The sequence below is a fragment of the Streptomyces sp. NPDC093085 genome (genome assembly GCF_040683935.1).
Taxonomy (GTDB): Bacteria; Actinomycetota; Actinomycetes; order Streptomycetales; family Streptomycetaceae; genus Streptomyces.
This window is the reverse complement of record NZ_JBFBFB010000004.1, coordinates 327,501-347,526: the sequence shown is the minus strand read 5'-3', so window position 1 is coordinate 347,526 and position 20,026 is coordinate 327,501. Positions and strand designations below refer to the sequence as shown.

At 73.0% G+C, this 20,026-nt stretch carries 21 protein-coding genes; 12 read left to right on the top strand and 9 right to left on the bottom strand.

The window, feature by feature from the left end; genetic code table 11:
* Nucleotides 1-11: 11 nt before the first annotated feature.
* Entirely contained in the window at nucleotides 12-890 is an 879-nt protein-coding gene (folP, locus tag AB0O07_RS15235; RefSeq protein WP_365632286.1) for a dihydropteroate synthase, read from the bottom strand.
* A 168-nt stretch (nucleotides 891-1,058) separates the two neighbouring features.
* Here folP and AB0O07_RS15230 point away from each other — a divergent pair, with 168 nt between their 5' ends.
* The gene (locus AB0O07_RS15230) at nucleotides 1,059-1,412 is read left to right on the top strand and encodes a hypothetical protein (protein ID WP_365632283.1); all 354 of its coding nucleotides are present in this window, start codon (nucleotides 1,059-1,061) and stop codon (nucleotides 1,410-1,412) included.
* Nucleotides 1,409-2,005, top strand: coding sequence for a DNA-3-methyladenine glycosylase I (locus AB0O07_RS15225; protein ID WP_365632281.1), 597 nt, complete (start codon nucleotides 1,409-1,411; stop codon nucleotides 2,003-2,005). The genes AB0O07_RS15230 and AB0O07_RS15225 overlap by 4 nt, the downstream gene beginning before the upstream one ends.
* Before the next feature lie 475 nt (nucleotides 2,006-2,480).
* On the opposite strand, the gene AB0O07_RS15220 is transcribed toward AB0O07_RS15225, so the two are convergent.
* Nucleotides 2,481-3,284 (bottom strand): enoyl-CoA hydratase-related protein, encoded by an 804-nt coding sequence (locus AB0O07_RS15220; protein WP_365632278.1) that lies wholly within the window; start codon nucleotides 3,282-3,284, stop codon nucleotides 2,481-2,483.
* Nucleotides 3,285-3,594: 310 nt separating this feature from the next.
* Here AB0O07_RS15220 and AB0O07_RS15215 point away from each other — a divergent pair, with 310 nt between their 5' ends.
* Nucleotides 3,595-3,762, top strand: a complete 168-nt coding sequence (locus tag AB0O07_RS15215; protein ID WP_003966491.1) for a DUF3117 domain-containing protein — start codon at nucleotides 3,595-3,597, stop codon at nucleotides 3,760-3,762.
* A gap of 174 nt (nucleotides 3,763-3,936) precedes the next feature.
* Here AB0O07_RS15215 and AB0O07_RS15210 read toward each other — a convergent pair whose 3' ends face one another.
* A complete protein-coding gene (locus tag AB0O07_RS15210; RefSeq protein WP_365633072.1) occupies nucleotides 3,937-4,638 on the bottom strand; it encodes an O-methyltransferase in 702 nt (233 codons plus the stop codon).
* A 117-nt stretch (nucleotides 4,639-4,755) separates the two neighbouring features.
* On the opposite strand from AB0O07_RS15210, the gene sigE reads away from it, so the two are divergent.
* The 5 genes from sigE (at nucleotide 4,756) to AB0O07_RS15185 (ending at nucleotide 9,818) form a co-directional block, all read left to right on the top strand.
* Nucleotides 4,756-5,514: an RNA polymerase sigma factor SigE gene (gene sigE, locus AB0O07_RS15205; protein WP_365632275.1), complete on the top strand. Its 759-nt coding sequence runs from the start codon at nucleotides 4,756-4,758 to the stop codon at nucleotides 5,512-5,514.
* Entirely contained in the window at nucleotides 5,511-6,392 is an 882-nt protein-coding gene (locus tag AB0O07_RS15200) for a zf-HC2 domain-containing protein (RefSeq protein WP_365632272.1), read from the top strand. The genes sigE and AB0O07_RS15200 overlap by 4 nt, the downstream gene beginning before the upstream one ends.
* Nucleotides 6,393-6,482: 90 nt before the next feature.
* Nucleotides 6,483-8,342 carry a trypsin-like peptidase domain-containing protein gene (locus tag AB0O07_RS15195; RefSeq protein ID WP_365632269.1) on the top strand — a complete coding sequence of 620 codons (1,860 nt, stop codon included), beginning with the start codon at nucleotides 6,483-6,485 and terminating at the stop codon, nucleotides 8,340-8,342.
* Between the two features lie 129 nt (nucleotides 8,343-8,471).
* Nucleotides 8,472-9,038: a sec-independent translocase gene (locus AB0O07_RS15190; RefSeq protein WP_365632266.1), complete on the top strand. Its 567-nt coding sequence runs from the start codon at nucleotides 8,472-8,474 to the stop codon at nucleotides 9,036-9,038.
* 114 nt (nucleotides 9,039-9,152) lie between these two features.
* Entirely contained in the window at nucleotides 9,153-9,818 is a 666-nt protein-coding gene (locus AB0O07_RS15185) for a hypothetical protein (RefSeq protein ID WP_365632263.1), read from the top strand.
* 123 nt (nucleotides 9,819-9,941) lie between these two features.
* Here the strand turns inward: AB0O07_RS15185 and AB0O07_RS15180 are convergent, their stop codons facing one another.
* Genes AB0O07_RS15180 through AB0O07_RS15170 form a run of 3 tightly spaced genes read right to left on the bottom strand, consistent with a single transcriptional unit; the run spans nucleotide 9,942 to nucleotide 13,115 of the window.
* The gene (locus tag AB0O07_RS15180; RefSeq protein WP_365632260.1) at nucleotides 9,942-11,102 is read right to left on the bottom strand and encodes an Mrp/NBP35 family ATP-binding protein; all 1,161 of its coding nucleotides are present in this window, start codon (nucleotides 11,100-11,102) and stop codon (nucleotides 9,942-9,944) included.
* A 44-nt stretch (nucleotides 11,103-11,146) separates the two neighbouring features.
* On the bottom strand, nucleotides 11,147-11,779 hold the full coding sequence (locus tag AB0O07_RS15175; protein WP_365633069.1) for a DUF1003 domain-containing protein: 633 nt from the start codon (nucleotides 11,777-11,779) through the stop codon (nucleotides 11,147-11,149).
* A gap of 40 nt (nucleotides 11,780-11,819) precedes the next feature.
* Nucleotides 11,820-13,115 (bottom strand): CBS domain-containing protein, encoded by a 1,296-nt coding sequence (locus AB0O07_RS15170; RefSeq protein WP_365632257.1) that lies wholly within the window; start codon nucleotides 13,113-13,115, stop codon nucleotides 11,820-11,822.
* A 189-nt stretch (nucleotides 13,116-13,304) separates the two neighbouring features.
* Here AB0O07_RS15170 and AB0O07_RS15165 point away from each other — a divergent pair, with 189 nt between their 5' ends.
* Nucleotides 13,305-14,108, top strand: a complete 804-nt coding sequence (locus AB0O07_RS15165) for a hypothetical protein (RefSeq protein ID WP_365633066.1) — start codon at nucleotides 13,305-13,307, stop codon at nucleotides 14,106-14,108.
* A gap of 36 nt (nucleotides 14,109-14,144) precedes the next feature.
* On the opposite strand, the gene AB0O07_RS15160 is transcribed toward AB0O07_RS15165, so the two are convergent.
* Both AB0O07_RS15160 and AB0O07_RS15155 read right to left on the bottom strand, forming a co-directional pair.
* Nucleotides 14,145-14,648 (bottom strand): hypothetical protein, encoded by a 504-nt coding sequence (locus AB0O07_RS15160; protein WP_365632254.1) that lies wholly within the window; start codon nucleotides 14,646-14,648, stop codon nucleotides 14,145-14,147.
* Nucleotides 14,649-14,666: 18 nt separating this feature from the next.
* Nucleotides 14,667-15,782 (bottom strand): magnesium and cobalt transport protein CorA, encoded by a 1,116-nt coding sequence (locus AB0O07_RS15155; RefSeq protein WP_365632251.1) that lies wholly within the window; start codon nucleotides 15,780-15,782, stop codon nucleotides 14,667-14,669.
* Nucleotides 15,783-16,295: 513 nt separating this feature from the next.
* Between AB0O07_RS15155 and AB0O07_RS15150 the strand changes: the two genes are divergently transcribed.
* The gene (locus tag AB0O07_RS15150) at nucleotides 16,296-16,886 is read left to right on the top strand and encodes a suppressor of fused domain protein (protein WP_365632248.1); all 591 of its coding nucleotides are present in this window, start codon (nucleotides 16,296-16,298) and stop codon (nucleotides 16,884-16,886) included.
* A gap of 31 nt (nucleotides 16,887-16,917) precedes the next feature.
* On the opposite strand, the gene AB0O07_RS15145 is transcribed toward AB0O07_RS15150, so the two are convergent.
* Nucleotides 16,918-18,177, bottom strand: a complete 1,260-nt coding sequence (locus AB0O07_RS15145) for an MFS transporter (protein WP_365632245.1) — start codon at nucleotides 18,175-18,177, stop codon at nucleotides 16,918-16,920.
* A 167-nt stretch (nucleotides 18,178-18,344) separates the two neighbouring features.
* Between AB0O07_RS15145 and AB0O07_RS15140 the strand changes: the two genes are divergently transcribed.
* A complete protein-coding gene (locus tag AB0O07_RS15140; protein WP_365632242.1) occupies nucleotides 18,345-18,983 on the top strand; it encodes a DUF6758 family protein in 639 nt (212 codons plus the stop codon).
* A 152-nt stretch (nucleotides 18,984-19,135) separates the two neighbouring features.
* A complete protein-coding gene (locus AB0O07_RS15135; protein ID WP_365632239.1) occupies nucleotides 19,136-20,005 on the top strand; it encodes a PHP domain-containing protein in 870 nt (289 codons plus the stop codon).
* Nucleotides 20,006-20,026: the final 21 nt, after the last annotated feature.

Sequence of the window (20,026 nt, the reverse complement as noted above, 5' to 3'; positions counted from 1 at the left end):
CGCGCCGCCGCTCAGGCGAGGCCGCGGCGGGCCACGGCGGGCGGGCGGTGGCCCGCCAGCGAAGCGACCATGTCCAGCGTCTGCCGGGTCTCCGCGACCTCGTGGACGCGGTAGACCCGCGCCCCGAGCCACGCCGAGACCGCCGTCGTGGCCAGCGTGCCGATCAGCCGCTCCTTGACCGGCCGGTCGAGCGTCTCCCCGACGAAGTCCTTGTTGGAGAGCGAGACCAGCACCGGCCACCCCGTCTCCGTCATCTCGCCGAGCCGCCGGGTCGCCTCCAGCGAGTGCCGGGTGTTCTTCCCGAAGTCGTGGCCCGGGTCGATCAGGACCGCGTCGGGCCGTACCCCCAGCTCCACCGCGCGCTCGGCCAGCCCCAGCGTCACCCGCAGGATGTCCGCCATCACGTCCTCGTACCCGATCCGGTGCGGCCGGGTCCGCGGCTCGGCGCCGCCCGCGTGGGTGCAGACCAGCCCGGCGCCGTACCGGGCCGCGACCTCCGCCAGCTTCGGGTCCACCCCGCCCCAGGCGTCGTTGAGCAGATCGGCGCCGGCCGCGCAGACCGCCTCGCCCACGTCGTGGCGCCAGGTGTCGACGCTGATCACCACGTCCGGGTGGCGGCGGCGCACCTCCGCGACGAAGCCGACCGTACGGCGCGCCTCCTCCTCGGCCGTGACCTCCTCGCCGGGGCCCGCCTTCACCCCGCCGATGTCGATGATCGCGGCGCCCTCGGCGACGGCCCGCTCGACCCGGTCCAGGGCCGGCCGGTCGTCGAAGGTCGCGCCCCGGTCGTAGAAGGAGTCAGGGGTCCGGTTGACGATCGCCATGACGACCGGCTCGTGCGGGCCGAACTCGCGCCGTCCCAGCCGCAGGATCCCGTCCGTGGGGCGCATGGTGTGGTTCCTCTCAGCGATACGTTCCGTCCGCGACCCTATTTCCTCCGCGCGGCCGGCGGCCGCTCCGTCCGCGAACCGGACGGCCGGCCGGGCGGCCCCGGCGCCCGCTGTCAGTGGCACGTGGCACGATCGGCATCAGAACGTTTCCTGCCCGGGGAGAGGCTCGTGTTCCTGTTCTTGCTCATCGCGATGGTCGTGGTCGTCGCCGCGGTCACCCTCGCGGTCATCGGCGGCGGTGACAGCGCGGTTCTGCCGGAGGCCGCTCCGGAGCGGCTGGTCGATCCGCTGCCCGCGACGCGGCCGGTGGGCCGCGCGGATGTCGACGCGCTCCGGCTGCCGGTCGGCGCGCGCGGCTACCGGATGGCGGAGGTGGACGACGTCCTCAGCCGGCTCGGCGCGGAGCTGGCGGAGCGGGACGCGCGGATCGCCGAGCTGGAGTCCGCGCTGGCGGGCGCCCAGGCCACCGCGGTCTCCTCGCCCGACCTCTTCAAGAAGCCGGGCGAGGAGAGCGAGCGGTGAGCGAGGCACCCGGCGGTACGGTGGCCGGTCCCGACGGGCGGCCCCGCTGCCCCTGGGGCGTCTCGACCGAGGACTACCTCGCCTACCACGACGAGGAGTGGGGCAGACCGGTCCACGGCGACGACGCCCTCTTCGAGCGGCTGAGCCTGGAGGCCTTCCAGTCCGGGCTCTCCTGGATCACGATCCTCCGCCGCCGGGAGGGGTTCCGTACGGCGTTCTCCTCGTTCCGGATCGCGTCGGTGGCCACGTTCACCGACGCCGACCGCGAACGGCTCCTCGCGGACCCCGGCATCATCCGCAACCGTGCCAAGATCGACGCGACGGTGGCGAACGCGCGGGTGCTCGCGGAGTGGCCGGCCGGTGAGCTGGACGAGCTGGTCTGGTCGTACGCCCCCGAGACCGGCCGCCCGGCCCCGGAGACGGTCGCCGACGTCCCCGCCGTGACCGACGAGTCCACGGCGCTGGCGAAGGCGCTGAAGAAGCGCGGCATCCGCTTCGTCGGCCCGACCACGGCGTACGCGCTGATGCAGGCGTGCGGACTGGTAGACGACCACCTGGCAACCTGCACGGCCCGCCGCGCCCCCGAGAGGTGACACCGCCCGCCCGCACCTGCCCGGCCTGGGGCCCGCGCCGGCCCCGCGCCCGCCCGCGCGAGGACGCCCCCGCGCCGCGTGACGGCGGTCCGCCGGGGGAGGGCCGCATGGTGACGGGCCGGTCGGCGCCGCGTTGCGCGGCGGCCTGCCTCCGTCGGGCCCGCCCGCATGGTGGCGGCCCCCTGACGGCGGCCCGCTTCCGTCGGGCCTGCCCGCATGGCGGCGGCCCCACGGCGGCGGCCCGGCTCCGTCAGGCCCGCCCCATGACGGCGGCCCGCCCCCGTCAGGCCCCGTCCCACGGTGGCGGCTCGTGTGAGGGCGGGGCCGATGGGGGCGCGGTGGGTCGGTCAGGGGGTGGACGCTGCGGCTGGTGGGCCGGGAGCGGCTGCGGGCGGTGCGCCGGGGCGAGGCGTTCGTACGGCTGCTCCGTGCCGTTCCCGGGGGCGCGGGCGGGGAGCGGCGCTTCGTGGGGAGGTCAGCGGCCCAGGTAGTGGGGGCGTTCCTTGGCCAGGAAGGCGCGGAGCGCGATCCGGTGGTCCTGCGATGAGCCCGCGCGGGTCTGGAGTTCGTTCTCCTTCTCCAGCGTCTCGGCGAGCGAGTGCTCCGCGCCGTACGCCAGGGACTCCTTCAGCGCCGCGTACGCCACCGTCGGCCCCGCGGCCAGCTCCGCCGCCACCCGGGCCGCCGTCTCCGCCACTTCGGCCGCCGGGACCAGGCGGTCCACCATGCCCCACGCGTGCGCCTCCGCCGCCCCCACCGAGCGCGGGAAGAGCAGCAGGTCCGTCGCGCGGCCCCGGCCCACCAGGCGCGGCAGCGTCCAGGAGATACCGGAGTCCGCCGTCAGCGCCACGCCCGCGAACGACGTCGTGAACGAGGCCGTGTCCGCGGCGATCCGGTAATCCGCCGCCAGCGCGAAACCGAGCCCCGCGCCCGCCGCCACGCCGTTGACCCCCGCCACCACCGGCTTCGCCATCCCAGTGATCGCCCGGACGATCGGGTTGTAGTGCTCACGCACCGTGGTCATCGTCCGGTCGCCGCCCGTCCTGGCGTCCTCCGCCAGCAGCGCGGTGTGCTCCTTGAGGTCCTGGCCCACACAGAACGCCCGGTCCCCTGCCGCCGTCAGCAGCACGCCCCGTACGGCGGAGTCGTCCCCCGCCGCCGTCAGCGCCTCCCGCAGCGCCACCTTGGTCGCGATGTCCATCGCGTTCATGGCCTCGGGCCGGTTGATGGTGATCGTCGCGAGTCCGTCACGCACCTCGTACAGCACGGTGTCTGCCATGGATCGGGCCCCTTCGCGGCTCGGCTGATGATGTCCGGGCCCAGCATGACGGAGATCGGCGGCGGTGCGGGGCCCCGCACCCGGACAAGTTCGCCGCCGGCGCTCCGCGGGGCGGCGCAGTATCGCAGCCGGATCCCCGAAATGCGGCGTTTTGCGAGAGCGCGTTGCGCAAGCGATGCCGACCGATGTTGGTCATCGGGTCCTGCCATGCGGGATAATGGGCTGGAAGCAATGTGTTCGATGCCGGTGACACAGCGCCTGTCATGGGGCCGCCGGCTGCGATGAGCTGGTTTCAGGAAGGGGAACGAGCATGGCGGCCATGAAGCCGCGAACGGGCGACGGCCCGCTCGAGGTGACCAAGGAGGGGCGGGGCATCGTCATGCGCGTTCCGCTCGAAGGCGGCGGTCGGCTTGTCGTCGAGCTGACTCCGGACGAGGCGGATGCGCTGGGCGACGCGCTGAAGAAGGTCGTCGGCTGAGCGGAACGATCACGGTCTTCGGGGTGTGTGGATCCACCCCGGACAAGCCGCCCTCTGCCCCGGTACGGAGAGTTCCTTCCGTACCGGGGCAGAGGACTGTGGAGGACTGTGTACGGGCCGGGGCGGTGGTACGAGTGGATCAGGCACCCCGGGCGGGGGCGGCCGGAGCGCGGGTCAGCCCCGGCGCACCGCGCAGAGGAGGCCGTCGCCCACCGGCAGCAGCGTCGACTGGAGCTCCTGGCTCTCGCGTACGGTACGGAGCAGCTCCCGCAGCCGGAGCACCTCCTGGGGCTGGGCCGCCGAGTCGACCGTCCTGCCGTTCGCGAAGACGCCCTCGAAGCAGACCAGACCGCCCGGCCTGAGCAGCCGCAACGATTCAGCGAGATAGTCCAGGCACTCCAGCCGGTCCCCGTCGCAGAAGACCAGGTCGTACGCGCCGTCCGCGAGCCGGGGCAGCACGTCCAGGGCGCCGCCCGGGATGAACCGGGCCCGGTTCCCGGTGAACCCGGCGGCGCGGAACGCCTGCCGGGCGAACTGCTGGCAGTCCGGCTCCGTGTCGACCGTGGTCAGCACGCCGTCCGGGCGCATGCCCTCCAGGAGATAGATCCCGGAGACACCGGTCCCGGTACCGATCTCGGCCACCGCCTTCGCGTCCAGCGTGGCGGCGAGCAGACGCAGCGCCGCGCCGGTGCCCGGTGACACCGAGCGGAGCCCTGTCTCCCGGGCCCGTTCCCTGGCCCAGCGCAGTGCCTCGTCCTCGGCGACAAAGGCGTCGGCGAACGCCCAGCTCGTCTGCCGGTTGGCGGTAATGACCCTCTCCTTGTCCCCGTTGGCGGCGCAACGGTGACTGTATCCGCTGCGCCCGGGAACCCGCAGATGGGACCGGACGTTAAGAAGGGCAGCGCGCGGCGCGGGAAGGACCGGCGAACAGGGCCGGGAGCGCCTCCAAATTCGCGTAAAGATTCTTATCCGGAGCTAACGGGCGGAGTGGCTATGGTAGGGGCTCCACTGGACACCACCAGAGCCGACAGGGGAGGTGCGGCTGCGCCTGTGGATCGGGGAGGAGTGCTGAAGCGCTTTCTCAGGTCGGTCGGCGAGCCGAAATCCGTGACCAACATTGCTGACCGTTCCCGCTCCACCGACTCCGCAGTAACGGCGACCTTCGCATCGGATGCGGAAGCGCAGGCGTGGACGCCTCCCACGTGGGAGGAGATCGTCAGCACGCACAGCGGACGTGTCTACCGCCTCGCGTACCGTCTCACCGGCAACCAGCACGACGCCGAGGACCTGACCCAGGAAGTCTTCGTCCGGGTCTTCCGCTCGCTGTCGACCTATACCCCTGGCACCTTCGAGGGGTGGCTGCACCGGATCACCACCAACCTCTTCCTCGACATGGTCCGCCGCAAGCAGCGGATCCGGTTCGACGCGCTCGGCGACGACGCGGCGGAGCGGCTGCCCAGCCGCGAGCCCTCGCCGCAGCAGGTCTTCCACGACACCCACTTCGACGCGGACGTCCAGCAGGCGCTGGACACCCTCGCGCCCGAATTCCGCGCCGCCGTCGTCCTCTGTGACATCGAGGGGCTCTCGTACGAGGAGATCGCCGCCACCCTGGGCGTGAAGCTCGGCACGGTGCGGAGCAGGATCCACCGCGGCCGTTCGCATCTGCGCAAGGCGCTCCAGCACCGTTCCCCCGAGGCCCGGGCCGAGCAGCGCGCCTTCGTGGGTGTGGCCGGGGAGGGCGGAGCGGCGTGAGTGGCACAGGTCCGACCCCCGCCGAGCAGCATCTGGGGGACCGACTCGCCGCCTTGGTCGACGGCGAGCTGGACCATGACGCCCGCGAGCGTGTCCTGGCCCATCTCGCGACCTGCGCCAAGTGCAAGGCGGAGGCCGACGCCCAGCGCCGGCTGAAGAACGTGTTCGCGCAGGCCGCGCCGCCGCCGCTCTCCGCGGGGCTGCTCGCCAGACTCCAGGGGCTCCCCGGCGGCCCCGGATCGGGTCCGGGGGCGGGGGATGACGACGACGGGAAAGGCTTCTTCGACGGGGGCCGCTTCGGCGACGGCTCCTTCGGAGTGAGAACGGACGGCTTCGGCTATGTCCCGGCCGGGTCCGGCGCCGCGTCGGGCGGTTCCGGCTTCCGTATCCACGAGGTGGGCCGCCAGGACGCCGAGCGCTCCGTGTGGCGCGGCCGGCGCTTCGCCTTCGCCGCGGCCAGCGCCGTCTCGTTCGCCGCGATGGCGCTCGGCGGGACGATGCCGCTCGGCACGACCGCCGATGTGCTGCCGCGCGGCGCGGGCAACAACGTGACCCCGCTCCGTGCCCCGGGCGCCGCCACCCCGGCCTCCACGGCGAAGGACCCCTCCCGGCGCCAGGGCGGCGGTTCCCCCTCGCGCTCCACCGACCGGCCCGCCGCCACGGCCCCGCCCGGTCTGCTCCAGTCCCAGGTGCTCTCCACCGCCTCCTCCCCGCAGGGGTTCTCCGGCGGTGCCTCGCCGCTGCCCTGGGCGCAGGCCACCGGCTCCGCCGTGCAGATCGACGAGGAGACCCCGGCGAGCGCGACCCCGGACGCCCCGGACCCCACCCGGAACGACGCCCCGACGCTGCCCGCCGCCCCGCTTTCGGCCAGGCGCTGACCGGCTCCCTGCGCGGACGTTCGTAAACCTGGTTGAATCCAGGGCAGGGGTGCCCCGGTCGGGGCATGGAACGGCAGTTGCGGGGAGAACATGGACGACGGGAAGCCGACCGGACCGAAGGCCAAGTGGTGGAGCAGGCCCGCGGCGGCCGTCGCGCCACCACGGGAGCCCGCAGGTCCCTCGGGGGCCTCCGGCGCGGTCGGCGAGGTGACGGCGGAACTCCCCGCCGAGCCGGCCGACGCGGTCCCGTCGCCCCCGTACTCCGCCGACGCGGTCCCGGGCGTACCGGCCCCGGCGGAGCCGTCGGCCGAGCCCCGGGCCGCGTCCCGCGTCGCGCTCGACAAGCCGTCACCCGACAAGCCGTCACCCGGCACACCGTCAGCGGAGCCCGCGTCCGCCGGGCCCCCGGCCGCCTACGCCCCGTCCGCCGACGCCTCACCCGCCGGCGCCCCGGCCGCCGAGGCGCCCTCCACCGGGGTGTTCTCCGCCGAGCCCTCGGACGCGCCGCCGGAGCGCCCGCGTCCGCTCCATGAGCCCGACCCCTACAGCACCCCGCCGTACGGCGGCCCCGGACCCTGGGCGCCCGCGCCCCCCGTACAGTTCCCGACCCCCGCCGGCGGTACGGCGCTCCCGCCGTACGCCGCAGCCCCAGGGGCCCAGCCGCCGTACGCCCAGCCCCAGCACCCGCAACAGCCCCACCAGACACCACAGCCCCAGCGACAGCCACAGCCCGCACAGGGTCACCCCCAGCCGTCCTCCCAGTGGCTCCAGTACGACCCCTGGAGCGCCCCTGGGGCCGGCCCGCTGACCCAGCACGGCGAGCCGCCCTCCCCGGGGCGGCGCCGCGCCGGGACCGCCGGGCTCGTCCTGGTCGGCCTCATGGCCTGTGTGATCGGCGGCGGGGTCGGCGCGTTCATCGAGCGCAACGGCGGCTTCACCCGGGTCGAGCTCTCACAGGCGGGGCCCGAGTCGACCGGCCGCGCCCCCGACAGCGTCGCGGGCATCGCCGCCAGCGCGCTGCCCAGCGTGGTCACCCTGCATGTCAGCGGGGGCGGCGAGCAGGGCACCGGCACCGGCTTCGTCCTCGACAAGCGGGGCCACATCCTCACCAACAACCACGTCGTCCAGACCGCGGCCTCGGCCGGTTCGGGTGGCGAGATATCGGTCACGTTCAGCGGCGGTGAGACCGCCCGCGCCCAGCTCGTCGGCAAGGACAGCGGCTACGACCTGGCCGTGGTGAAGGTCTCCGACGTCTCGGGCCTCAAGCCGCTGCCGCTCGGCAACTCCGACAACGTCCAGGTCGGCGACCCGGTAGTGGCCATCGGCGCCCCCTTCGACCTCTCCAACACGGTGACCTCCGGGATCATCAGCGCCAAGGAGCGCCCCATCACCGCGGGCGGCGAGAAGGGCGACGGCAGCGACATCAGCTATGTCGACGCCCTCCAGACCGACGCGCCCATCAACCCCGGCAACTCCGGCGGGCCGCTGGTGGACGGCCGCGCCCGGGTCATCGGGATCAACAGCGCGATCCGCGCCGCCGACAGCGGTACGGGGCTCGGCAGCGGCCAGGCCGGGTCGATAGGGCTCGGCTTCGCGATCCCCATCAACCAGGGCAAGCGGGTCGCCGAGGAACTGATCAACACCGGCAAGGCCACCCATCCGGTGATCGGTGTGAGCCTCGACATGGAGTTCACGGGGGACGGCGCCAAAGTGGCCGAGAAGGCCGCCGGCGGCGGGGGCGCCGTCACCTCGGGCGGCCCCGGCGCCAAGGCGGGCATCCGGCCCGGCGACATCATCACCGCCGTCAACGGACAGCGGGTGCACAGCGGCGAGGAGCTGATCGTGAAGATCCGCGCCCACCGCCCCGGCGACCAGCTCGAACTGACCCTGGTGCGGGACGGCGACGAGCGGACCCTCCGGCTCGCCCTCGGCTCCGCGGAGGGCACCTGACGGACACCGCGAGGTACCGCACGGACAGGTGGGCCGGGTACCGTGGAGCGGCCCAGGCCGATCCGGCCCGGACCCGGTCCGGTCCCGGTCCAGCGCCCCGCGTACACGGAGAACACAAGGAGCCGCAAGGTGTTCAGCGACATTGGCGCCCTTGAGGTGCTCACGATCGCGATTCTCGGCGTGATCATCTTCGGTCCTGAGAAGCTGCCCAAGGTCATCCAGGACATCGCCGGCTTCATCCGGAAGGTCCGTGAGTTCTCCGACAACGCGAAGGAGGACATCCGTTCCGAGCTGGGGCCGGAGTTCAAGGACTTCGAGTTCGAGGACCTCAACCCCAAGACCTTTGTCCGGAAACAGCTCATGAACAACGACGAGCTGGGACTCAACGACATCCGCAGCAGCTTCGACATCCGCCAGGAGATGAACGACCTCACGGATGTCGTGAAGGGCCGGGACTTCGAGCTGGACGACGCGGACGTCCCCGAGCCCGCGATCACCGCGGCGAATGGTTCCGCCACCGGATCCACCGGCGCCACGGGCACAACCGGCACCGGAACGAGCATCGGAACCGGCACCTCCGCCACACCCGATCTCCTCAAGAAATCCCCGAGTTCTCCCCAGACGCCCGACCTGCTCAAGAAGCGCGAAAAGCCCGATCCGGTCGAACGGCCTCCCTTCGACTCAGACGCCACCTGAGCACGACCAATCCCTACGAGTCGGGAGCGGGTGGCTATCCTCCATCTGTCCGGCAGTGAAACGCCCGTCGGGGGCGGGGTGTGCCGGACGCCGAGAACGAGGAGGCGCGGGCAGATGGAGACCACGAGTCGGGCGGGTGCGTGGGACGCGGCCGGACCAGCCCCTGCCGAGGGAGGGCCGACCGGTCTCCGCTCCCTCGCCGCGTATCTGCGGGCCCCTTTCCCCTGGTACGGGCTGGACGAGGCGTTCACAGGGCCGCGCTGGCTGATGCAGGTCGGGGCGACCGCCGACGGGACCGTACGGCACGGGGCCACGGGCCATGGCGAAGAGCCGTCGATAAGACCGGAGGCCACCGGCGGGGACAAGGAGCGCTTCGCCGTGGTCGTCACGGTGGCCCACAGCGCCGTAGGCCGTACCAGTGACGGAACGGGGCAGCTCGACGCCACGACGGCCTCCTCGGCCGCCTGGCTGGCCGCCTCCGGGCTGCTCGCCGCCACCTGGCCCGCACAGTTGGACCACACGCTGCGGGCCGAATGGCTGGAACAGCAGACCGAGACCGCGTTCGACCTCGCCGACGACCTGACCGGGTCCGCCTGGTCGGTGCTCTCCCTCCCGGTCGACGGCGAACCGACCCCCTTCCACTACCGCGAGTCCGCGTTCGGCTGGGTGCTGGCGGGGTCACCGGGCGGCGAGGTCCACCTCGGCGCGTACGGGCGCGGGATGAGCGCGTACGGCATCGGCTTCGAGGCGGTCGGCGACATCAGGTCGTACGCCTCGTAGCGCCGCCCTCGGCGCGGGGGGACGCGCGGAGGTACGCGTAAGGGGCGACCCACCGGGTGGCCGCCCCTTACCGAAGACCTCAGGAACCTGGAACCCTCCCGGCCCCGAACGCCCTTCCGCGCCTCAGAACTTGTTGCGCGGTGTGATCCCCAGCGACATGCCCGACAGGCCGCGCTTGCGCCCGCCCAGCGTCGCGGCGACCCCGCGCAGCGCCGCCGCCGCCGGGGAGTCCGGGTCGGAGAGCACGATCGGCTTCCCCGCGTCGCCGCCCTCCCGCAGCCGTACGTCGATCGGGATCGCGCCCAGCACGGGCACCTCGGCGCCGGTCGTCCGGGTCAGCCCCTCGGCGACCAGCCTGCCGCCCCCGGTGCCGAAGACGTCGATCATCTCGTCGCAGTGCGGGCACGGCAGGCCCGACATGTTCTCCACCACACCGGCGATCTTCTGGTGCGTCTGCACGGCGATCGAACCGGCCCGCTCCGCCACCTCGGCGGCGGCCTGCTGCGGGGTGGTGACCACCAGGATCTCGGCGTTCGGCACGAGCTGCGCCACCGAGATCGCGATATCGCCGGTGCCCGGCGGCAGGTCGAGCAGCAGCACGTCCAGGTCGCCCCAGTAGACGTCCGCCAGGAACTGCTGGAGCGCCCGGTGGAGCATCGGGCCACGCCACACCACTGGCGTGTTCCCCGGCGTGAACATGCCGATCGAGATCACCTTCACCCCGTTCGCGGACGGCGGCATGATCATGTTCTCGACCTGGGTGGGCTTCCCGTCGGCGCCGAGCATCCGCGGCACGCTGTGCCCGTAGATGTCCGCGTCCACCACGCCGACCTTCAGCCCGTCGGCGGCCATCGCCGCCGCCAGGTTGACGGTCACCGAGGACTTGCCGACACCCCCCTTGCCGGAGGCCACCGCGTACACCCGGGTCAGCGAGCCCGGCTTCGCGAAGGGCACCTCGCGCTCGGCGGTCCCGCCACGGAGCGAAGCCGCCAGCTCGCGCCGCTGCTCGTCGCCCATCACGTCCAGTGTGACCTCGACCCGGGTGACGCCGGCGACCCGGGCGACCGCCTCCGTCACACTCCGGGTGATGGTGTCGCGCATCGGGCACCCCGACACCGTGAGATAGACCGTGACGGCCACCGCACCGTCCGCGGCGATCTCCACCGATTTGACCATCCCCAGATCGGTGATGGGCCGGTGGATCTCGGGGTCGTTCACCGTCGCCAGCGCTGCGCGCACCGCGTCCTCGGCGGGGGCGGCGGTTCCGTACGTGTCGGTAGCCATACGGTGATGGTACGGCGCCCCGCACCCCCGGCGGAAAGCCCCCGTCAGCGCTCCGCCCCGGGCCGGGCGCCGCCCTGCCCCGGGCCCGTACCGCCATCCGGTCCGCCGCCCGTACCGCCGCCTCCGCCCTCGTACGCGCCGGGACCCTCCGGCGGCTCCTGCGCTCCCGGGCGGCGCCCGTCCATCTCCCGTACCAGGTCCTGGAGCTCCGAGCGGATCCAGTCCCGGGTGGCCACCTCGCCCAGGCCGATCCGGAGCGCGGCGATCTCCCGGGTCAGATACTCGGTGTCCGCGATCGACCGCTCGTTCTGCTTGCGCTCCTGCTCGTGGGTGACCCGGTCCCGGTCGTCCTGCCGGTTCTGCGCCAGCAGGATCAGCGGCGCCGCGTACGAGGCCTGGAGCGAGAGCGCCAGCGTCAGGAAGATGAACGGGAACTCGTCGAAGCGCAGATGCTGGGGCGCGGACACGTTCCAGATCACCCAGACGTTGATGGCCAGCGTCATCCAGACGATGAACCGCCCCGTCCCCAGGAAGCGCGCCACCCGCTCGGAAAGCCGCCCGAACGACTCCGGGTCGTACTCCGGCAGCAGCCTGCGCCGCTGCGCGCGCGGCAGGTCCAGCCGGTTCCGCCCGCCCCTGGTCAGCGCCGTCGACCCCGCCCCCGAGCCCGGCCGCAGCCGCTCCCGGCCGCCGCCGGGCGCCTCGCCGTCCCGGCGCTCACTCGGCACGCGCCGCCTCCCCGTCCGCCCGGAAACCGGTCTCGCGCCAGTCGTCCGGCAGCAGGTGGTCGAGCACGTCGTCCACCGTCACCGCGCCGAGCAGCGCCCCGCCGTCGTCCACGACCGGCGCCGCGACCATGTTGTACGCGGCGAGATGGCTGGTGATCGCGGGCAGCGGGGTGTCCGGCGCGAGCGGCGGCAGATCGCTGTCCACGATCGAACTGACCAGGGTGTACGGGGGGTCCCGCAGCAGCCGCTGGAAGTGCACCGTGCCCAGATACCGCCCCGTCGGCGTCTCGTCCGGCGGCCGGCACACATACACCTGCGCCGCGAGCGCGGGGGAGAGGTCCTGCTGCCGCACCCGGGCCAGCGCCTCGGCGACCGTGGCGTCGGGGCGGAGCACGATCGGGTCGGTCGTCATCAGCCCGCCGGCGGTGTGTTCCTCGTACGCCATGAGGCGCCGTACGTCGGCCGCGTCGCCCGGCCGCATCAGCGTCAGCAGCCGCTCCTTGTCGGCCTCGGGCAGCTCGGAGAGGAGGTCGGCCGCGTCGTCCGGGTCCATCGCCTCCAGGACATCGGCCGCGCGCTCCTCCTTGAGCTTGCCGAGGATCTCCACCTGGTCGTCCTCGGGCAGCTCCTCCAGGACATCGGCGAGCCGGTCGTCGTCGAGCGCCGCCGCGACCTCGGCGCGCCGCTTCGGGGTGAGGTGGTGGAGCACATTGGCGAGGTCGACGGGGCGCAGCCGCTCGAAGGTGGCGACCAGGCTCTCCGCGCCCTGTGCCTCCTCCTCCAGCGAGAATCCGGTGACGGCCGACCACTCCACGGTCAGTGTCTCCCCGGCCCGCCTGCCCATCACCTGACGCCGCAGGGGCGAGCGCTTGCCTCCGCGCCGTACGAAGACCTTGTCGATCTCCCAGTCGCGGCGGGCCGGCAGCCGGGCCACCGAGACATCGAGGACGGTGACCTCCTCGCCGTCCTCCACCAGCCGCACCCGCCGGTCGAGGAGTTCGCCGAGGACCAGCCGCTCCGTGGGGCGCTGCTCGAAGCGGCGTACGTTGAGCACCCCCGTGGTGATCACCTGGCCCGACTCGATCCCGGAGACCCGGGTCATCGGCAGGAAGATCCGGCGGCGGCTCAGCACCTCCACGACGAGGCCGAGAAGGTGCGGCGGCCGGCCCCCGACACGGAGCACCGCGACCAGATCGCGGACCCGGCCGACCTGATCCCCGGTGGGGTCGAAGACCGGCACGCCGGCCAGGTGCGAGACGAAGACCCGGGGGGCGCCTGCCGTCATCTCCGCGCCGCCTCCTCGTCCCTCATTGTCCTTCTGTCCAGCGTGATTACGGGTTCAGGCTAACCGGTGGCGGTGTCCGGCGCGCTGACGGATCCGCCCGTCCGGCTGTTCGTACCGCTCTCCGCCGGATCCCTGTCGGAGGGGCTCCGCACCCCGGGTACGCTGCGGTCTGCCACCCCCCAGCAGCGTATGAGAGGCAGTGCGTCTGTGATCGTTCCCCTGTCGTCCGACCGCTCCCGCCGGGCCGCCCTTCCGGTGGCGCTCTGCCTGGGACTCACCGCCGTGCTCACGGCGTGCGGCGGTGAGACCGAGGACCCGGACAAGGGGACGAACGGGGTCGGGAAGCTCACCGCCGTGCAGATCGAACGCAAGGCCAAGGCGGCGGCCGACGCGGCGCCCGCGGTCCATCTGTCGGGGGCGCTGGTCAGCGAGGGGGGGACGTACCGGCTCAACATGCGGCTCAAGGAGAACGGCGGCACCGGCTCCGTCACCGTGAAGGACACCACGTTCCAGCTCCTGCGGATCGAGGACCAGCTTTATCTGAAGGCCGACGCCGCGTTCTGGAACCACCAGGAGTCCGACGGGAAGGCGACCAAGGCGCCCGAGAGCGGTACGGACGCGGAGGCCGCCGCAGGGAAGCTCAAGGACAAGTATGTGAAGGTCCCCGAGGACGACCCGTCGTACCAGCAGCTCAGCGGATTCACGGACAAGAAGGTGCTGCTCGCGGGGATACTGACGCTCCACGGCACCCTGGACAAGGGCGAGCGGGACCGGATCGGCGGCGTACGCACCATCAAGATCAACGGTACGAAGGGCGCGGGCGGCACCCTGGACGTCTCCCTGGAGGGCACGCCCTATCCGCTGCAACTCCTGCGCGCGGGCGGCGCCGGGACGCTCTCCCTCACCGAGTGGGGCAAGGACTTCGAACTGGCCGCCCCGACGAAGTCCCAGACCGTCGACTACGGCAGCGACCTCCCGAAGACCGGCGACTGACCCGGGGCGCGTGTCCTCGCCGTACGGCCCGGCCGGCTACCGCTTGCGGCCCAGCAGAAGCTTGCCGAGCGGGGTGCGCACGGGCTCCCGGGTGGTCGCCGGGGTCGGCAGCGGTACGGCGGCGAGGGAGCCCTGCGGCGGCTCGGTGACCGTCTCGGCGGGCACCAGCCGCACCACCCGGCACTCACGCGCCCAGCGCTCCGTCATCGTCTCGGCGTCCGGCGCGTTGAGCCGCTTGCCCTTCAGCTCGGCGACCGCGCTCTCCCATTCCGGGGAGTGCGGCGCCAGTTCGGCCACCACCGCCGTCCAGCCGACCACCCGGCCGCCCTTGTCCTTGCTCCGTACGGTCACCTCGGCGGGCTCCCCGTCGGCCAGCCCCGGCAGCGGCTGCTCCCCCGGCCCGTCCCCGACGAGCACGGCGGCGCCCTCGTGCCAGATGTGCCAGAGCGCGCGGTCGGGCCCCGAGCCGCGCACCCACACCAGGCCGGACTTCTTGGTGGCCTCCTCGACGAGAGCCCGCGCGAGCAGTGGTTCTGTCATGCCCGCAGCCTAGCGGCGCTACAGCCAGCCGTTGCGCTTCAGGGTGCGGTGGATCGTCACACACGCGGTGATGATCACACCGAGGACGAGCGGGTAGCCGTACCGCCACTCCAGCTCCGGCATGTGCTCGAAGTTCATGCCGTACACCCCGCAGACCGCCGTCGGCACCGCGATGATCGCCGCCCAGGAGGTGATCTTGCGCATGTCCTCGTTCTGCGCGACGCTCGCCTGCGCCAGATTGGCCTGGAGGATCGAGTTGAGCAGTTCGTCGAAGCCGATGACCTCCTCGTGCACCTGGGCGAGGTGGTCGGCGACATCGCGGAAGTACGTCTGGATCTCCGGGTCGACCAGCCGCATGGGCCGCTCGCTCAGGAGCTGCATCGGCCGCAGCAGCGGGGAGACCGCCCGCTTGAACTCCAGCACCTCGCGCTTGAGCTGGTAGATCCGCCCGGCGTCGGAGCCGCGCGGGGAGCCCTTGGCCGGTGCGGAGAAGACATCGATCTCCACCTCGTCTATGTCGTCCTGCACGGCCGCGGCCACCGCGATATAGCCGTCCACGACATGGTCGGCGATGGCGTGCAGCACGGCCGAGGGCCCCTTGGCGAGCAGCTCGGCGTCCTCCTCCAGCCGGTGGCGGAGCCGGCGCAGCGAGCCCTGGCCGCCGTGCCGGACCGTGATCACGAAGTTCCGGCCGGTGAAGCACATCACCTCGCCGGTCTCCACGACCTCGCTGGTCGCGGTTAGTTCGGCGTGGTCCACGTAGTGGATGGTCTTGAAGACGGTGAACAGGGTGTCGTCGTACCGCTCCAGCTTCGGCCGCTGGTGGGCGTGGACGGCGTCCTCCACGGCCAGCGGGTGGAGCCCGAACTCGGCCGCGATCCCCGCGAACTCCTCCTCGGTCGGCTCGTGCAGCCCGATCCAGGCGAAGCCGCCGCCCTCGCGGACCCGCAGCATCGCCTCACGCGGCGTCAGACAGGACTCCTCGCGGACCCGTCGGCCGGCGCGGTAGACGGCGCAGTCGACGACGGCGCTGGAGGCGGAGGGGTCGCGGGTGGCGTCGTACCCGTCGTGGGAACCGGGCTTCTTGCGGAGGGTGGGGCGGACGGCTGCGCGCAGGTCACGGATCATCGACATGGCGGGCTCCTCTGTGGGGAGGCCGTCGTCGGCGGGCGGCGTGGCACAGCCCGGAATGGGGACGTGTCGATGACGTCCGCAAAGCGGGCTCCACCGCGAGGCGGGCGGCGACGGCTGTTCGCGTGGGACAGGAAAAAACACCGGCGTGGGAAAAGTGCTCTTCCGTCGTGCGACTGCCGTGACCGTGTGCCGTGGTCATGTACCTGGCCATGTGGCCGGGCGGCAGGGGCGCCCCGCCTGGTCCCTGGTCTCCGGGTGTCAGTTCACCGGGAGAGGACGGGGACGGCGGAGGCGGAAGAGCGGTTGGTACTGGCCGGATGACTTCGATCCACCGCAGCCCCACCTCCTCCGGTCTGTCCCCCGTAGGGGATGACGTGTCGTCGGGTATGGAAAGGGACGCACGCTGCGTCCTGGACGTACTGACGTACGGGCCCGACCGGCGACCCAGCCTATCAGCAGCCCCCGGGCCAATCAGTCCTCTTGCCCAATCCTTACGCGACCTATGCTCGCCGTATGGAAGAAATTCTCGGGCTGGTCGAGACACACCTCCGTACCGCCCTGGGGGAACCGGACGCCCGCGCCGCCGTGACCTTCCTGGGTACGGACCGGATCGAGGTCCTGCGCTTCCTCGACGGGGACGCGGGCATCGTGCGATACGTCACGCTCGGGATGTCCGCCGCGCCGATGGCCGACCCCACCGCCCCGGTCGCCGACCCGGCGGGGCCCAGGGCCGAGCTGGTCCTCTCCGTACGGGGCGGGCTCGCCGACACCGACCAGGTGGTGCGCGCGCTGGCGGTGCTGGCGGCGTCCCCGCAGGTCGAGGGGGTGGTGGTGGCGCCGGGCGGCTCGCTCGACCTCGGTGGGCCGCTCTGGCCGGGGGCGCCGTTCCACTCCGTACTGGCCGGGGAGTCCGGCGGTCTCGTACCGGACCTGGAGCTCGCCGCCCCGGCGGCGCCCGTACGGTTCCTGCCGCTGCTGCCGATGACGCCCAACGAGGCGGCGTGGAAGCGGGTCAGGGGCGCGGCGGCGCTCCAGGAGCGGTGGCTGGCGGGCGGCACGGACCTGCGCGACCCGCTGCGCCGGTCGGTCGCGCTGGACGACTGACGGGGAGGCCGGCGGGGGCGCCGGCGGTACGTCAGTTGGTGACCGCCGCCGGGGCGGCGGGTTCCGGGGACGCGCCGCGCGGCCCGGGAGACGCCTGGTGCGGGTGGGTCAGCGAGGCGCGCCGTACGCCGACCACGGCGGCCCCGGCGAGCGCCGCCCCGGCCGCCACCACGAACGGGATGTGGAGGTCGGTCCACTCCTCGATGCGCGGTGCGAGGAAGGGCGCGGCCGCCGCGGCGAACCAGCGGACGAAGTTGTACCCCGCGCTCGCCACCGGACGGGGCGCGTCCGAGACGCCCAGCGCCAGTTCGGTGAAGACGGTGTTGTTCAGGCCGATGAAGGCGCCCGAGAGGACCGTGCCGGTGACGGCCGCCGCGTGGTTCCCGTACCCCAGCGCCACCAGATCGGCGGCGAGCAGGACGAGTGAGCCGCCCAGCACCCGCAGCGAGCCGAAGCGTGCCTGGAGCCGGGGCGCCACCAGCACGGAGAAGGCGGCGAGCAGCACGCCCCAGCCGAAGAAGACGGCGCCCGAGCGGTACGGCGACATGTTCAGCACGAACGGGGTGAAGGCCAGCACCGTGAAGAACGCGTAGTTGTAAAAAAAGGCGGCGACGGCGGCCGAGGCGAGCCCGCCGTGGCCGAGCGCCCTGACCGGGTCGAGGAGCCCGGTCTTCCTGGCGGGCCTGGGCTGTTCCCCGAGGAAGGCCGTGATGCAGACGAAGCCGACGGCCATCAGCGCGGCGGTGCCGAAGAAGCGGTAGCGCCAGCTCGCGTCGCCGAGGACGGCGCCGAGCAGCGGCCCGCACGCCATGCCGAGGCCGAGCGCGGACTCGTACAGCAGGATCGCCGCCGCGCTGCCGCCGGCCGCCGCGCCGACGATGACGGCGAGCGCCGTGGAGACGAAGAGCGCGTTGCCCAGCCCCCAGCCGGCCCGGAAGCCGACCAGTTCGGCCACGGAGGAGGACGTACCGGAGAGCCCGGCGAAGACGACGACCAGGGCCAGACCCGCGAGGAGGGTGCGGCGCCCGCCGATCCGGCTGGAGACCCAGCCGGTGAGCAGCATCGCGAACGCGGTGATCAGGAAGTACGAGGTGAAGAGGAGGGAGACCTGGCTCGGGGTGGCCGCCAGCCCCTTGGCTATGGAGGGCAGGATCGGGTCGACGAGCCCGATGCCCATGAAGGCGACCACGGAGGCCCCGGCCGTCGCCCAGACCGCCTTGGGCTGGCGGAGCAGCCGGGGCGGCTCCTCGTCGAACGGGTCGTCCTTGGCTTCCTCCGGCTCCGCGCGCATGAGCGGGTCCCTTCTCCTGGTGGTCTCCCCTGAATGGGTGGTGTATGCACATATTAAGTTAGGGGAGCTAATAATTTCAAGCTACACCTACCTCGCTCCGTGACGTCCCGGGCCGGACGGGTGATCGTCCTTGACGCGACGACGCGCGCGGAGGACCGTGGGGCGCTATGAGGGGCGAACCCAGTTGCCCGAAGTGCGCTGGCCGGGTCAGGGCGCCCGGTCTCTTCGCCGACTCCTGGCAGTGCGACGTGCACGGCACCGTGCACCCGCTCCAGCCCGTGATACCGCCCAGCGTCGAGGCGCTCGATGTCGTGGTGCACCGCGCCCGGGTGCCGGTCTGGATGCCCTGGCCGCTGCCGGTCGGCTGGCTCTTCGCCGGGGTGGCGTACGCGGGCGACGACCGCAGCGGCGGCCGGGCCACCGCCGTCGCCTGCTCGGGCCCGGGGCCGCTCGGCGGCAGCGGCGAGTTGCTGCTGATCGCGGAGGAGCTGGGCGTCGGGCTCGGCGCGCGGTACGCGGGGATCGACGGACCCGACCCGGGGCCCGCCATCTCCGTCGACCGGCCACCGCAGACCAAACTGCTCGCCGCCGGGCGGCCCACACCGCTCTGGCATGTCCCGCAGGCGCCGCAGGACCGCGCCGTCTTCGTGGGCGAGGCGCTGGGGATATGGCTCTGGGCGGTCGTCTGGCCGGAGAGCTCCGGGATGCTGCTCTACGACGAACTCGTCCTGACCGACCTGCGCGAGGCGGGCACCGAGGTCGAACTGCTGCCCTGCGGTGCGCTCTCCCCCCGGCTGCTGGACTGAGACGGCTCGGCGGGGCCCGTACCGTACGACCGGACCCGGCCTGAGCAGGGGGTTCTCCGGGGCGCTGACGGGGCGGGGGAGCGGGCCCGTTATCCTGGGGCGTCCCCTGGGGGCCCAGCGCCCCCGCCGTACCGAGCCCCGGAGTCCGCGTCGTGCGTATCGATCTGCACACCCACTCCACCGCGTCGGACGGCACCGACACCCCCGCCGAACTGGTCCGCAACGCCGCTGCCGCCGGGCTCGACGTCGTCGCGCTGACCGACCACGACTCCACCCGGGGCCACGCCGAGGCGATCGCCGCGCTCCCGGAACTCGACCGGCCGCTCACCCTCGTCACCGGCGCCGAACTCTCCTGCCGGCTCGACGGGGTCGGGCTCCATCTGCTCGCGTACCTCTTCGACGCGGACGAGCCCGACTTCCTCGCCGCCCGCGAACTGGTCAGGGACGACCGGGTGCCGCGCGCCCGCACCATGGTCGCCAGGCTCCAGGAGCGGGGCGTCCCGATCACCTGGGAGCAGGTCACCCGGATCGCCGGGGACGCCTCCCTGGGCCGGCCGCACATCGCCACCGCCCTCGTCGAACTCGGCGTCGTCGAGACCGTCTCCGACGCCTTCACCCCCGAGTGGCTCGCGGACGGCGGACGCGCCTACGCGGAGAAGTACGAACTCGACCCCTTCGAGGCGATCCGCCTGGTCAAGGCCGCCGGCGGGGTCACCGTCTTCGCCCATCCCGCCGCCGTGAAGCGCGGCCGGGTGGTGCCGGAGGCCGCCATCGGGCGGCTCGCCGCCGCCGGGCTCGACGGCATCGAGGTCGACCACATGGACCACGACGCGCCCACCCGCGCCCGGCTGCGCTCCATCGCCGCCGAACTCGGGGTGCTGACCACCGGGTCCAGCGACTACCACGGCTCCCGGAAGTTCGTGGAGCTGGGCGCGTGCACCACCGACCCGGAGGTCTACGGCGAGATCACCCGCCGCGCCTTCGGGGCCTTCCCGGTGCCGGGCGCGGGCGGAGCCGCGTAACCCGGGCCGACGCGACCCGCC

Excerpts from the sequence above, each read along its gene's own strand:
- folP (WP_365632286.1), bottom strand. The coding sequence starts at position 890 with ATGCGCCCCACGGACGGGATCCTGCGGCTGGGACGGCGCGAGTTCGGC.
- AB0O07_RS15220 (WP_365632278.1), bottom strand. The coding sequence starts at position 3,284 with ATGGCAGACACCGTGCTGTACGAGGTGCGTGACGGACTCGCGACGATC.
- AB0O07_RS15215 (WP_003966491.1), top strand. The coding sequence starts at position 3,595 with ATGGCGGCCATGAAGCCGCGAACGGGCGACGGCCCGCTCGAGGTGACC.
- sigE (WP_365632275.1), top strand. The coding sequence starts at position 4,756 with ATGGTAGGGGCTCCACTGGACACCACCAGAGCCGACAGGGGAGGTGCG.
- AB0O07_RS15195 (WP_365632269.1), top strand. The coding sequence starts at position 6,483 with ATGGACGACGGGAAGCCGACCGGACCGAAGGCCAAGTGGTGGAGCAGG.
- AB0O07_RS15185 (WP_365632263.1), top strand. The coding sequence starts at position 9,153 with ATGGAGACCACGAGTCGGGCGGGTGCGTGGGACGCGGCCGGACCAGCC.
- AB0O07_RS15180 (WP_365632260.1), bottom strand. The coding sequence starts at position 11,102 with ATGGCTACCGACACGTACGGAACCGCCGCCCCCGCCGAGGACGCGGTG.
- AB0O07_RS15170 (WP_365632257.1), bottom strand. The coding sequence starts at position 13,115 with ATGACGGCAGGCGCCCCCCGGGTCTTCGTCTCGCACCTGGCCGGCGTG.
- AB0O07_RS15165 (WP_365633066.1), top strand. The coding sequence starts at position 13,305 with ATGAGAGGCAGTGCGTCTGTGATCGTTCCCCTGTCGTCCGACCGCTCC.
- AB0O07_RS15160 (WP_365632254.1), bottom strand. The coding sequence starts at position 14,648 with ATGACAGAACCACTGCTCGCGCGGGCTCTCGTCGAGGAGGCCACCAAG.
- AB0O07_RS15155 (WP_365632251.1), bottom strand. The coding sequence starts at position 15,782 with ATGTCGATGATCCGTGACCTGCGCGCAGCCGTCCGCCCCACCCTCCGC.
- AB0O07_RS15150 (WP_365632248.1), top strand. The coding sequence starts at position 16,296 with ATGGAAGAAATTCTCGGGCTGGTCGAGACACACCTCCGTACCGCCCTG.
- AB0O07_RS15145 (WP_365632245.1), bottom strand. The coding sequence starts at position 18,177 with ATGCGCGCGGAGCCGGAGGAAGCCAAGGACGACCCGTTCGACGAGGAG.
- AB0O07_RS15140 (WP_365632242.1), top strand. The coding sequence starts at position 18,345 with ATGAGGGGCGAACCCAGTTGCCCGAAGTGCGCTGGCCGGGTCAGGGCG.